General features: G+C 62.9%; 11 protein-coding genes. 9 read left to right on the forward strand and 2 right to left on the reverse strand.

Annotated elements, in window-relative coordinates; all coding sequences use genetic code 11:
• The first annotated feature begins 58 nt into the window (after positions 1–58).
• The gene (locus PQR08_RS02285; RefSeq protein WP_250485584.1) at positions 59–913 is read left to right on the forward strand and encodes a lipase family protein; all 855 of its coding nucleotides are present in this window, start codon (positions 59–61) and stop codon (positions 911–913) included.
• Between the two features lie 24 nt (positions 914–937).
• Here the strand turns inward: PQR08_RS02285 and PQR08_RS02290 are convergent, their stop codons facing one another.
• Entirely contained in the window at positions 938–1,426 is a 489-nt protein-coding gene (locus PQR08_RS02290; RefSeq protein WP_035501372.1) for an Hcp family type VI secretion system effector, read from the reverse strand.
• Positions 1,427–1,544: 118 nt separating this feature from the next.
• The gene (locus PQR08_RS02295) at positions 1,545–1,889 is read right to left on the reverse strand and encodes an STAS domain-containing protein (RefSeq protein ID WP_035501261.1); all 345 of its coding nucleotides are present in this window, start codon (positions 1,887–1,889) and stop codon (positions 1,545–1,547) included.
• A gap of 400 nt (positions 1,890–2,289) precedes the next feature.
• On the opposite strand from PQR08_RS02295, the gene tssB reads away from it, so the two are divergent.
• The 8 genes from tssB to PQR08_RS02335 all read left to right on the forward strand — a co-directional run bounded on the left by tssB (position 2,290) and on the right by PQR08_RS02335 (position 13,543).
• The gene (tssB, locus tag PQR08_RS02300) at positions 2,290–2,784 is read left to right on the forward strand and encodes a type VI secretion system contractile sheath small subunit (RefSeq protein ID WP_035501262.1); all 495 of its coding nucleotides are present in this window, start codon (positions 2,290–2,292) and stop codon (positions 2,782–2,784) included.
• 1 nt (position 2,785) lies between these two features.
• The gene (tssC, locus tag PQR08_RS02305; protein WP_250485583.1) at positions 2,786–4,273 is read left to right on the forward strand and encodes a type VI secretion system contractile sheath large subunit; all 1,488 of its coding nucleotides are present in this window, start codon (positions 2,786–2,788) and stop codon (positions 4,271–4,273) included.
• 196 nt (positions 4,274–4,469) lie between these two features.
• Positions 4,470–4,958, forward strand: a complete 489-nt coding sequence (locus PQR08_RS02310; RefSeq protein WP_014192977.1) for an Hcp family type VI secretion system effector — start codon at positions 4,470–4,472, stop codon at positions 4,956–4,958.
• Between the two features lie 20 nt (positions 4,959–4,978).
• The gene (gene tssE, locus PQR08_RS02315; RefSeq protein ID WP_238288682.1) at positions 4,979–5,395 is read left to right on the forward strand and encodes a type VI secretion system baseplate subunit TssE; all 417 of its coding nucleotides are present in this window, start codon (positions 4,979–4,981) and stop codon (positions 5,393–5,395) included.
• A gap of 51 nt (positions 5,396–5,446) precedes the next feature.
• On the forward strand, positions 5,447–7,168 hold the full coding sequence (gene tssF, locus PQR08_RS02320) for a type VI secretion system baseplate subunit TssF (RefSeq protein WP_035501267.1): 1,722 nt from the start codon (positions 5,447–5,449) through the stop codon (positions 7,166–7,168).
• Positions 7,132–8,115, forward strand: coding sequence for a type VI secretion system baseplate subunit TssG (gene tssG, locus PQR08_RS02325; RefSeq protein ID WP_035501268.1), 984 nt, complete (start codon positions 7,132–7,134; stop codon positions 8,113–8,115). The genes tssF and tssG overlap by 37 nt, the downstream gene beginning before the upstream one ends.
• Positions 8,116–8,159: 44 nt before the next feature.
• Positions 8,160–10,808 carry a type VI secretion system ATPase TssH gene (gene tssH, locus PQR08_RS02330; protein ID WP_408161034.1) on the forward strand — a complete coding sequence of 883 codons (2,649 nt, stop codon included), beginning with the start codon at positions 8,160–8,162 and terminating at the stop codon, positions 10,806–10,808.
• An 83-nt stretch (positions 10,809–10,891) separates the two neighbouring features.
• Positions 10,892–13,543: a type VI secretion system Vgr family protein gene (locus PQR08_RS02335; protein ID WP_250485581.1), complete on the forward strand. Its 2,652-nt coding sequence runs from the start codon at positions 10,892–10,894 to the stop codon at positions 13,541–13,543.
• Positions 13,544–13,547 lie beyond the last annotated feature (4 nt).

Raw genomic sequence — 13,547 nt, forward strand, 5'->3', positions numbered from 1 at the left:
TTTCGTATCGTGTGAGCGCCACCTATTCTGAAGCGTTCCGAAGCCGCGGGAGATGCACATGCCGACGATTGCCTACGATGCAAGACGTGTTGCCCTGTACTCGCCGCAAGACGATGACACGATCTTCGATGATCGTGCCGAGTACAAGGTTTCGGCGCTCGCCGCGGAATCCGCACGACTCGCCTATGTCCATGCCGAAGACGCCCAACCTCAACTCGACCGGCTACGGCAGGCACTCTCGAAGGTGCGATTCGGCGAACCCAAGCTGTTCGATAATCCGGACACCGGTACTCAGGGTTTCGGGGCACTCCGCGAAGCAGACGGTCTGACGATCGTATCGTTTCGCGGAACCGAACCCGCGGAACTCACGGATATCGCGGTCGATCTCGTAGCGAGCCTGACGCCCTGGAACGAAACCGCCGGGCGGGTTCACGATGGCTTCGCTGCTGCCACGAGAAGTATTCTTCCCGCCGTGATGCAATGGCTGGATGAGACGAAGAACGCGAGAAAGCGGCTCGTACTCACAGGCCATAGTCTCGGCGCCGCGATTGCGACGCTGGCTGCGAGCGTATGCCGCCCGGATGAGCTCATTACGTTCGGATCGCCGCGAGTCGGGAATGCGGACTTCGCCGCGACGCTGGCCGAGGTCGCCATCACGCGTTTCGTCGATTGCTGCGACCTCGTCACCGAATTGCCTCCCGAACTGGGCGGATACATTCATGCGGGGTCCATGACGTTCATCGACGCCGACGGCACGCTGCACGCTGCGCCCGAGCCGTCGTTCGTGCAGGCCGACCGCGAGGCGGCGCGCATCGCTTATCTTCGCGAGTATGCGTGGAAGAAGGGCACCGTCATGATCAGGGATCTCGCTGACCATGCGCCGATAAACTACATCCGGAGCCTCATTCCTTGATAAGCCGACGAGCGCCGCAGCGCGTCAGGACTTCGGCGCGAGCCACGAATCTTCGGCTTCGATGCCGTCCGGCTCATACGTCCACGTGATCTTCTCGTACGTGAACGACACGTCTTCCATGTGGCCCATCTGCTTGTTGTCCGGCGACAGGCAGTTCGGCGTCCACGACTTCATGTTGGTCAGAATCGCATTCGACAGCTTCACGGTGTAGTACTTCTCTTCCGTGCCCTTCGGCGAAATGCGATAGAACTCCAGCGACACGTCCTTCATCTGCTCGCCGGAAGTCAGCGCCTGATACAGCTTCGGCGACGACTTGTCGATTTCCTTCGTGAGCGTCATCGCCTGGTGCACGCGCTTGCCGGTCGGCAGACCCGTTTGCGGGCTCTTCGGAATTTCGATGGTGTGATCGACAGCCTGAACGAGGATCTTTCCTTCGTGACCCTGAACCTTGGTCGAGCCTTCGATCTTGCCTTGGTTCTGGCCTTCGAGTGAGAGGTAGCACGGCATCGGCATGATTTTTTTCTCCGGTTGTTTGGCGCAGTTCGTTCTGCGCATGGGATGAATTCTCGGCGCGCGCCGTTACGGCCGCGTTTCATAAAAACGGGCTCAGGTTACAAACGAAACATGAGGCTTACGCCACCTCGTTGAAGCGCCCGAGCGCGGACGCGCGGGTGTCGGTGACGTTGAGAATGTTGAGAAATCCGCTGACTTCGAACACTTCGCGGATCTGGTCGTGCATGCCGCACAGGACGAGCCGTCCCGCGGATTGTTTGAGGCGCTTCGCGGCGATGAGCACGACGCGCAATCCCGCGCTGGAGATATAGCCGAGCGCGCTCAGATCGAACAAGACCTGATTGGTGCCCTGATCGAGACGGCGCTGGATTTCGGCCTCGACCTGCGCCGAGTTCGTGCTGTTCAGCGCGCCTTCGAGGCTCACGATGAGCACGTCGCCCTGGACTTCATACTGGTTTGCCACAATGGTCTCTCACGCAATGGCGATGCCGCTGTCCGCCTGGCTTCAGGAGTTCTCGAAGCATTAACGGCAGAAATCAAAAGAACCTTATGGATCGGTGAAGCGCATTGCCGCATTTCGGCCGCCCTAAAAACAGCTTCAAGAATTCGAAAGCGCGGTCGTTAATGCCCTGAGCGACAGGAAGTTCAGCGTAGCACGCAGGCGATGCGCCCAATGCGCGAAAAGAGCCCGGAATCCGGTTCTCTTTGCGGCAATGACCCGCTATACGCCGTGAGATCGTTCCATGTCGCCAGCAGCATGCAATGAATGAGCGGCGACGGCATTCGCGCACGATCGTGCTGACGCTGTTCAAAGCGGCTTGAATATTTCATCAACACTTTTGGTATTGGGTTAGGGGGTAGGCATGGCATCTGACGGTTCAGTCGCTCCTAAGGAGCGGGTCAATATTGTGTATCGTCCGGCCACCGGAGATGCCAAGGCGGAAGTCGAATTGCCGCTGAAATTGCTCGTGCTCGGCGACTTCACTTTGCGCGACGACGACACGCCGATCGAAGACATGAAGCCGGTCAACGTCGACAAGGACAACTTCAACGAAGTGCTCAAGGGGCAGAAGCTCTCGCTCGATCTCGCGGTGCCGAACCGCCTCGACGCGAATGCCGATCCGGAAGCGCAGATCGCGATGAACCTGAAGTTCGAGTCCGTCGACGATTTCTCGCCGGATGCGATCGTCGAGAAAGTCCCCGAGTTGCGCCAGATGATCGCCTTGCGCGACGCGCTCAAGGCGCTGAAGGGCCCGCTCGGCAACATTCCGGATTTCCGCAAGCGCGTTCAGGAACTGATCGAAGACGAAGGCGTGCGCGCGCGTCTGATGAGCGAACTCGGCATCGAGGAAAAGTGACATGAGCGACATGGAAAAGCAACAGACAGCGACAGCCGCACCCGAGTCCGACGCAAATCTCTCACTGCTCGACTCGCTGATCGAGTCGGCGCGCATCAAGCCGGGCGACGAAGCCTATTCGATCACGCGTCAGGGCATCCAGGCGTTCATCTCGCAGTTGCTGGAGCCGCAGAACGCAGTCGAGCGCATCACGCAGGCGACGGTCGACAGCATGATCGCCGACCTCGACCAGAAGCTGTGCGCGCAGGTCGATGCGATCCTGCATCACGCCGACTTCCAGAAGATGGAGTCGGCATGGCGCTCGCTCAAGTTCCTCGTGGACCGCACGAATTTCCGCGAGAACGTCAAGATTCAGTTGCTGAGCGTAAGCAAGGGCAAGCTGCTCGAAGACTTCGAGGACGCGGCGGATATCACCAAGTCGGGTCTCTACAAGAATCTCTACACGGCTGAATACGGCCAGTTCGGCGGCCAGCCGTTCGGCGCGATCGTCGCGAACTACGAGTTCGGTCCGGGCACGCAGGACGTGAAGCTGCTGCAGAACGTGGCGAGCGTATCGGCGATGAGCCATGCGCCGTTCATCGCCGCGGCGGGTCCGCATTTCTTCGGCGTCGATACCTACGATCAGTTGCCGAACCTGAAGGATCTCTCGTCGATTTTCGAAGGCCCGCAATTCGTCAAGTGGAATGCGTTCCGCGAATCGGAAGACGCGCGTTACGTCGGTCTCACGCTGCCGCACTTCCTGCTGCGCGTGCCGTACGGCGCGGATACCGTGCCGGCCAAGAAGTTCAACTACAAGGAAGACGTGTCGGGGGGCAACAGCCAGTTCCTGTGGGGCAACGCGGCGTTCGCATTCGCCTCGCGCCTGACGTCGAGCTTCGCCGATTACCGCTGGTGCGCCAACGTGATCGGACCGCAGGGCGGCGGCACGGTGGGCGACCTGCCGGTGTACACGTACGAGTCGATGGGCGAGTTGCAGAACAAGATCCCGACCGAGGTGCTCATCTCCGAGCGCCGCGAGTTCGAGCTCGCGGAGCAGGGCTTCATCGCGCTGACGATGCGCAAGAACAGCGACAACGCCGCGTTCTTCTCGGCGAACTCGGCGCAAAAGCCGAAGTTCTTCGGCAACACCAAGGAAGGCAAGGAAGCCGAGCTCAACTACAAGCTCAGCACGCAGCTGCCGTACATGTTCGTCGTGAGCCGTCTCGCGCATTACATCAAGGTGATCCAGCGCGAGAACATCGGCACGTGGAAAGAGCGCGTCGATCTTGAAAGCGAACTCAACACGTGGATTCGCCAGTACGTCGCGGACATGGACAACCCCGCCGAAGGCGTGCGCAGCCGTCGTCCGCTGCGTCAGGCGGAAATCGTCGTGGCCGATGTCGAAGGCGATCCGGGCTGGTATCGCGTGGATCTGAAGGTGCGCCCGCACTTCAAGTACATGGGCGCGTCGTTCACGTTGTCCCTGGTTGGCAAGCTGGACAAGAAGTAAGCGGCACATCGCCGGAAAGCGCGCCGTGCTTCATCTGTAACGCAACGCGGGAGAACTGAAACCGACCAGTAACGGGCCTCCTGCAACATGTGAAACATGCGCAGCACACAAGAGCTGAGCGAAACGCCGGGGCCGCAAGGTCTCGGCGAAACAACCGAAACCCAAACACAGTTTGCTACCCAACAGGGGAATTATCATGCCGATGCCGTGCTACCTCACTCTCGAAGGCCAGAACCAGGGCAAGATCGAAGGCTCGACCAAGGTTCAGGGTCACGAAGGAAAGATTCTCGTCCAGGCCGTCGATCACACCATCGAAATTCCGAAGAGCCCGCAAACGGGTCTGCCGACCGGCAAGCGCGTGCATCTGCCGATGACGCTCACCAAGGAAATCGACAAGTCGTCGCCGAAGCTGTTCCAGGCGCTGACCTCGGGCGAGCAGATGAAGAACGTCACGCTCGAGTTCTACCGCATCTCGCCGAAGGGCACGGAAGAGAAGTACTACACCGTGAAGCTGTCGAACGCGATTCTGACTAACATGAAGTCGTGGACGCCGAACTGCCTCTCGCCGGAAAACAAGCAGATGGGTCACATGGAAGATATCTCGTTCACGTACGAGAAGATCACGTGGACCTTCGATCCGGACGGCATCGAAGCCGAAGATTCGTGGCTCGCGCCGAAGTCCTGATTCGCATCTGAGCGGGGGCAATGGTGAGAGAGCGCCGGCTGCTGGAACGGATCGCGAGCTGGAGCGCGGGTGAAGCGCGCACCAACGAGACCCAGGTGGATGTGCTCGTCGATTCCGTGATGGGCCATCTGAGCCGGCTGCTCAACACGCGGCAAGGCAGCGTGCAGATCGATCCGCAATTCGGCGTGCCCGATTTCACGAACCTTGCCGGCACCACCGCGATGGGCTCCACGCGCGAGATCGAAGAGGAGATTCGCCGCATGGTCCTGCGCTACGAGCCCCGCATCAAGTCGCCGCGCGTCACGCTCAATCGCGAGGAAACCGATGTGCTGTCGATCCGCTTCGCGCTCGAAGGTTCGCTCGAAGTGGACGACCGCGAGATTCCGCTGCGCATCTCGACGACCGTGGGCGCGAATGGGCGCGTCAGCGTCGACTGATTTCACGCCGTCACTCTCTTTCTTATCCGGATTCAGCCGAGTCGGTCACGCATGTTCAATCGATACTATCAGGATGAGCTGAACAAGCTGAAAGGCCTGGCCGCCGAATTCGCCCGCGCGAATCCGGCGATCGCGCCGATGCTCTCGGGCACGTCCGCCGATCCGGATGTCGAGCGCCTGCTCGAAGGCGTCGCGTTTCTCACGGGCCTCACGCGCCAGAAGCTCGACGACCAGTTTCCCGAGTTCGTTCAGGAACTCACCAATCTGCTGTTTCCGCATTATCTGCGGCCCGTTCCGGCCTCGACGCTGATCGGCTTTGCGGCCAAAGGTCCGCGCACGCAGGCGTCGCGCGTGGCCGCGGGCACCGAGCTCGCGTCCGTCCCGGTGGATGGCACGTCGTGCCGCTTTCGCACCGCCTGGGATCTCGATGTCGAGCCGTTGCGCATCGCCGAAGTCAATTTGCTGAGCCACGCGGGCGCGGCGCCCGTGCTGATGATCGACTTCGAAATGGACGGCGGCGCGAGCATCGCGCAATGGAATGGCGATTCGATTCGTCTCTTCCTGAACGGCGGCCATGTCGATGCTTCCAAGCTGCTCTTGCTGTTGATGAACCACGTCACCGACGTGCGCATCGCAAGCGGCGGCGAGCGCCTTTCGCTCGGCGCGAAAAGCCTGCGCACGAGCGGCTTCGACGCGGGCTTGCTGACTTATCCGGGCCACGCGTCGAGCGGCTATCGCACGATCCAGGAATTCTTCGCGCAGCCGGAAAAGTTTCTCTTCATCGACATCACGGGCATCAGGCGCTGGACCGCGAACGCGAACGGCACGAGCTTCAGCATCGTGATGACGCTCGATGCGCTGCACGACTGGATGCCCGAGATCGACGCCGAAAGCTTCATGCTCAACGTGGTTCCGGCGATCAACGTGTTCGCGCATGTCGCGGACCCGATCACGCACGATCACCGGGCGACGGAATATCGCGTGATTCCCGAAGGCCGCGATCGCCGTCACTATCAGGTGTATTCGGTCGATCAGGTGCTGGGCTATCAGCAGGGCCGCGCGCAGGAGCGCGTGTATCAGCCGTTCAGCATGTTTCGTCACGACGGGCGCGGCGCGCAATTGAGCTACCGCACGACGCTCAAAAGCGCGAACGTCGAGCGCGGCAGCGACGTGTATCTGTCGCTCAACTATCCGCCGTCGGAGACGCCGCTGCCGGAGACGCTGTCGATCCGCGTCACCTGCACGAACCGCGCGTTGCCGGAAGGCCTGAAACCGGGCGATATCAACGTGCCGACCAGCTCGTCGCCCGATCAGATGAGCTTCACCAATATCCGCGCGATCACGCCCGCGCAGGACCCGCCCGCGGGCGAGGAACTGCTGTGGTGCCTGCTGTCGCACGTGTCGCTGAATCTGCTGTCGCTCGCCAGCGCCGACAACCTGCGCAAGCTGCTCGGTCTTTACGTGTTCGCCGGGCGGCAGGGCCAGGAGCTGTCGAACCGGCGTCGCATCGAAGGCATCGTCGATGTGACGGTCACGCGCGAAACGCGGCTCGTCGGCCGTGGCGGCATGCAGCGCGGCCAGTTGATCCGCATTCGTTGCCGTGAGGACCATTACGCCGGGATCGGCGATCTGTATCTGTTCGGTTGCATGCTCGAGCGATTTCTCGGCGATTACGCCGGCATCAATTCCTATACGCGCGTCGAGCTCGAAGACACGCTCTCAGGGAAAGTTTTCAAATGGCCGCCGAGACTCGGACAACAACCGATGCTGTGAAGGCGCTGCTTCTCACCAACGGCGAGAAGTATTCCTACTTCCAGGCGATCCGGCTGCTGCGGCTCTACGACCGTCACACGGGTCTGAACCAGGAGAACCTGCGGGTGCGGCCGCGGCTCGGGCTCGGCTTTCCCGAGAACGATATCGACCGCATCGAGGCGATGCCCGAAGGCGGTTATCGCATCACGGCGAACTTCTTCGGCCTGTACGGCGTGGCGTCGCCGCTGCCGACGTATTACACCGAAGACCTCTTCGAGGAAGAGCGCGAAGGGCATCACGTCACGCGCGATTTCCTCGATATCGTGCATCACGCGTTGTATCCGCTGCTCTTCGACGGATGGGCGAAGTATCGCGTCGAGCAGCGCATCGTCGAGGATCGGCACGAGGCGTCGCTCAATCAGTTGTATGCGTTCGTCGGTCTGCACGATCCCGATCTGCGCGTCGATCTGTTGCCGGGCAGCGCCGAACTGCTGCGTTACGCGGGCCTGTTCAACCAGCGGCCGCGCTCGGCGCTCGGCCTGAAAACCCTGCTCGCCGATGCCTTCGCCCCCGCCGATGTGAACGTGGTGTGCGGCGTGCTGCGCGTGGTGCCGATTCCCGCCGATCAGCGCTGGCAACTCGGGCGTCAGCAGAGCTGTCTGGGCGAGGACGCATGGCTCGGCTCGGAGATCGACGATTACGAAAGCGCGATCCGCATCGAATTCGCGAACGTGCCGCAAGCGCTTTTCCATCAGATGCTGCCGGGCGGGACCGCGCATGCGCGCCTGCGCTTTTTTACGCGTTTCTATCTGACCGATCCGCTCGACGTGGAAGTCGGGCTGCAACTGCGCCATGACGAAGCAGGCGCGGCGCGCACGGGTCGCGGCGCGTGGTCGCGGCTCGGTTTCGATACATGGCTCAACCCCGGCGAGGCGAAGCTGCCGACGCGGGTTCACTACGCTCTTTAAACCCACTGCTGGCCGTTGCTGGAAAGACTAAGAGGAAAACTAACATGCTGCTGGTCGAACTGAAGCCCCTGGTGGGCCGCCTCAACGGCTTTTGCAAACAGGCGCTCGAAGATGGCGTCGGGCTGTGCGTGTCGCGCGGTCATTACGAGATCACGGTCGAGCATCTGCTCGTCAAGCTGTTCGACGATCAACAGGCCGATATCGCGCTCCTGCTGCGTCAGCACGACGTCGAGGCGGCGCTGGTGCAACGCTCGATCAACCTGTCGCTCGAACAGATGAGGACGGGCAACGCGGGGCGTCCCGCGTTCTCGCCGCTGCTGCTCGAATTGCTCCAGGACGCGTGGCTGATCGCATCGGTGGACCTGCAGGAGCCGCGCGTCCGCTCGGGCGCGGTGCTGCTCGCGTTCCTCGCGCGTCCGACCTATTACGCGACCGGCGACTACGCCGCGCCGTTGCGCGCGCTGAATCGCGAAACGCTGATCCGTTCGTTCGACGCGGTGTGCGGCGGTTCGGTCGAAGCGGGCACGCGCGAGACGCTCGGTGACAGCGCAAGCGATGCGTCCGCGCCCGCCGGCGGCGACGGCAGCGCGATCGCGCGCTTCTGCGAAAACTTCACCGAGAAGGCGCGCGCGGGCAAGCTCGATCCGGTGTTCGGCCGCGATGCCGAGATTCGCCAGATGGTCGATATTCTCGCGCGACGCCGCAAGAACAACCCGATCTGCGTCGGCGATCCGGGCGTCGGCAAGACGGCGGTCGTCGAAGGGCTGGCGCTGCGCGTGGTTGAAGGCGACGTGCCCGATTCGCTCAGGGACGTGACGATCCTCGGTCTCGACATGGGCCTGCTGCAAGCAGGCGCGAGCGTGAAGGGCGAGTTCGAGAATCGCCTGAAGGGTGTCATCACCGAAGTGAAGGCGTCGGCGAAACCGATCATTCTGTTCATCGACGAAGCGCACACGCTGATCGGCGCGGGCGGTCAGGCGGGCACCTCGGACGCGGCCAATCTGCTGAAACCGGCGCTCGCACGCGGCGAACTGCGCACGATCGCCGCGACGACGTGGGCCGAATACAAGAAGTACTTCGAAAAGGACGCGGCGCTCGCGCGGCGCTTCCAGCTCGTCAAGCTCGACGAACCCGATCTCGATACCGCCGTGCTGATCCTGCGCGGCCTGAAGGAGAAGTACGAGGACGTGCACAAGGTCGTGCTGCGCGACGACGCGATCGTCGCGGCGGCCGAGTTGTCGAGCCGCTACATCATGGGCCGTCAACTGCCGGACAAGGCCGTCGATCTGCTCGATACCGCCTGCGCGCGGGTGAAGGTGCTGCAAAGCGCGAAGCCCGACGTGCTGGAGAACACGGAGCGCCGCATCCAGGCATTGCAGCGCGAGAAGAACGGACTGGAGCGCGATGCGGACAACCAGCAGCCCGTCGACCTCGCGCGTCTTCGCGAGATCGACGAGGAACTGCCGAAGCTCGGCGCGCAAGCCGAAGAACTCCGCGCCTTCTGGCAACGCCAACGCGACGCCGCCCGCGCGCTGCTCGATGCGCGCGCGGCGCGTCACGAGGCGAAGGCGGCCGGTGCGCCCGCCGACACGCTCGAGGCGCTGTCGCGCGACATCGCTTCGGCGGCCGACGCGTTCAAGGGGGCGCAGGGCGATCAGCCGCTGGTTCATATCGATGTCGATCCGGACGTGGTCGCGCGCGTGATCTCGGACTGGACCGGCATTCCGGCGGGCAAGATGCTGCGCGATCAGGCGCAGAGCGTGATGCGCATGGCCGACACGCTGAAGGCGCGCATCCGCGGCCAGGACCACGCGATGGAGCAGATCGCCGAAGTGCTGAAGACCGCCAAGTCGGGCCTGAAGGACCCGGATCAGCCGATGGGCGTGTTCCTGCTCGCGGGTCCGTCGGGCGTCGGCAAGACGGAGACGGCGCTGTCGGTGGCGGACATCATGTTCGGCGACGAGAAATCGACCACCGTCATCAACATGAGCGAGTTCCAGGAGAAGCACAACGTGAGCCGGCTGATCGGCTCGCCCCCGGGATACGTCGGTTACGGCGAGGGCGGCGTGCTGACCGAAGCGGTGCGCCAGCGCCCGTATTCGGTCGTGCTGCTCGACGAAGTGGAAAAGGCGCATCTCGACGTGATGAACCTGTTCTATCAGGTGTTCGACAAGGGCATGCTGTCGGACGGCGAGGGCAAGGAGATCGACTTCTCGAACACGGTGATCTTCCTCACGTCGAATCTCGCGACCGATGTCATCACCGAAATGACCGCGGGCGATGACAAGCCCGACGCGGCGACGCTGCTTTCCGCGGTGCGGCCGATCCTGTCGAATCACTTCAAGCCCGCGCTGCTCGCGCGCATGACCGTGATTCCGTACTTCGCGCTGGCCACCGACGCGCTCGCTGGCATCGTGCGCCTGAAGCTCGACAAGATCGTGCGTCGCGTCGCGCACAACAACAAGATGCGTTTCACCTATACCGATGCGGTGGTCGCGCAGATCGCGGCGCGCTGCACGGAAGTGGAAACGGGCGCGCGCAACATCGATTTCATTCTGCGCGGCACGGTGCTGCCGCTGATGTCGCAGGAAATTCTCACGCGCATGGGCGAGGGCGTCGCGCTGCCGGAAGTGGCGCTCGACGTGAACGAGAGCGGCGATTTCGCCGTGACGTTTCCCGGCGCGCCGGCCTGAAGTTTCAAACGTAACGCGGCTGAAACCATGCGGTGACCGAGCGCCGCAAGAATAACGAGCATCACCTGTACGGAGATTCAAACATGAACGCACTGTCCGACCGGATTCTCGCCAACAAGCGCTTCGATTTCACGTCCGAAGCGTTCGGCGCGGACAAGTTCGCGGTCGTCGAAATGGAAGGCTTCGAGGCGATCTCGCAGCCGTTTCGCTTTGTCCTCACGCTGGTGTCGGACGATGCATCGATCGATTTCGACACGATGCTGAGCCATCGCGCGTCGTTCGTGATCTACGGCCCGGAAGGCGGCATCCGCGCGCCGTATCACGGCATCCTCGCCGAGTTCGAGCAACTGCATCGCGCGGACGGTTATGTGTTCTATCGCGCCGTGCTGGTGCCGCGCCTGTGGCGGCTGTCGCTCTTTCGCATCTCCGAGGTGTATCTCGACGAGCGCCCGATCACCGATACCGTGCGCGGCGTGCTCGAAACCGGCCGCCTGAATTCCGCCGATTATGAATTCCGGCTCACCGGCGACTACCGGCCGCGCACCTTCGTCTGCCAGTATCAGGAGACGTATCTCGACTTCGTGTCGCGCTGGCTGGAGAAGGAGGGCGTCTACTACTACTTCGACCATGCAGGCGGCGCGGACAAGCTCGTCGTGATCGACGACAAGATCATGCACGCGGCGGACGCGCTTCCCGTCGCGTATCGTCCGGACGATTCGCTCGACACCGGCCTCGCCGCCGATTCGGTGCGCGACTTCGTGTGCCGGCAAAAACCGCTGCCGCATGAAGTGGTTTTGCAGGACTACAACTATCGCAAGGCCACGGTGCAGTTGAAGGCTCGCGCGACCGTGTCCGATGCGGGTATCGGCGAAGTCATGCTGTACGGCGAGAACTTCCGCGACCAGCAGGAAGGCGACCGCTACGCGAAGCTGCGCGCGCAGGAGCTCGTCTGCGGTGGCAAGGTGTATTCGGGCGAAGGCACCGCGCTCGGCTTGCGCAGCGGCTTCTTCTTCACGCTCGGGTTTCACTATCGCGACGACTTCAACGGGCGCTATCTCGTCACCGAAGTGCATCATCAGGGCTCGCAGGCGGGCGCGCTGCTCAACGGCGTGGCGAGCCCGTACAGCGAGGGCGCGCGCGGCGGCGAGATCGTCTACCGCAACAGCTTCCGTGCAATCCCGGCCGCGACGCAGTTCCGCCCCGAGCGCACGACGGCCAAGCCGCGCGTGGCCGGCACGATGAACGCGACGATCGACAGCGAAGGCAGCGGCGAGTACGCCGAGCTCGACGAGTACGGCCAGTACAAGGTGCAACTGCCGTTCGACAAGACCGACAAGAACGCCAACAAGAGTTCCGCGCGGCTGCGCATGGCGTCGCCGTACGCGGGCACGGACCACGGCATGCATTTCCCGCTGCACAAGGATGCGGAAGTGCTGCTGTCCTTCATCGACGGCGATCCGGATCAGCCGGTCATCGTCGGCAGCCTGGCGAATTCGGAGAACAGCAACGTCGTCACGCAGCAGAACGCGCAGGCGAACCGCATCGCGACGGCGGGCGGCAATCAGTTGCACATGACCGACAGCAAGGGCAAGGAAGCCGTGTGGCTGCATTCGCCGTTTCATAACAGCACGATCGGCATCGGCTCGACCGACGTGAACGGCGGCGGCAGCCTGTGGACCAGCACGGCGGGCAGCTCGGAAAGCGTGACGGTCGGCGTCAGCAACTCGCTGTTCGCGGGGACGAAGAATTCGCTCACGCTGTCCTACGAAGGCTCGCTGTCGGCGTCGATGACCACGAAGGCGTCGTTCGGCGCGAACGTATCGTTTGGTCTCAGCACCAACGTGAGCTGGAACAAAGGCAAGAGCATCACCGTCGACGATTCCGACACGGTCTCGCTCAAGACCTCCGGCAAGCTGCAGGGCGCGGAAACGGTGCTGATCTCGGGCGGCCAGGACCCGATCATCAAGACGACGGTCGATGGCGTGAAGGACTCGATCAAGGGAGCCGTCGCGCTGAGTCTCGCGGTGAACGCGGTGATCGCGGCGGAAGCGGGCCTCGCGATCAGCGCGGCCGACGACGCCGGCGGCGGCTCGGGCAAGGTCGCGCCGTGGACGCCGGGCAGCTACGGCGTCACGGCGGCGCAGACCGCATTGGGCGGCGCGCTCACGTCGATCCTCGCGCACAAGGTGCTGTTCGACGGCGCGAAGGCGATCGCCGCCGCGAGCGAGGCCAAGCCGCTCTACGCCAGCAACATCGAGCTCGGTATTTCCGGCATCAAGGCTACCGTCCTGCCGTTGCCCGGCATCGGCTCGACGCTGAACATGTCGCAGTTCGGCAGCGAGCTGTCCGTGGCGAGCGGGCCGGGGGTGTCGTCGAGCGTGGAGGTCGACAGCCTGCAAGTGGTGCTCAAGGCCGGCGGCGCCAATACGACTTGGGTCGATGGCGACGGCGCCGGCACGCGCGCCGCGACCATCAAGATGACGGCGGTGTCGAACCTGACGGCCACCGCCGGCGCGGACCTCGGCCTGAAGGCGACCGGCGCGCTCTCGGCGCAGGCGGCCGGCAACGTATCGATCAAGGGCGCGCAGGTGACCATCGACGGACTGGACAAGGTCGCGACCATCTCCACGAACGTGAACGTTGAAGCCGCCAACGCATTCAGCGTGACGGCCTCGCAGGTGAAGTTCAACGGCTCGACGGTGAAGTTCAACAGCGCGCTGATCCAGTTGGGATGACGGC

It is taken from the genome of Caballeronia jiangsuensis (assembly GCF_046030135.1).
Classification (GTDB): Bacteria; Pseudomonadota; Gammaproteobacteria; order Burkholderiales; family Burkholderiaceae; genus Caballeronia; species Caballeronia jiangsuensis.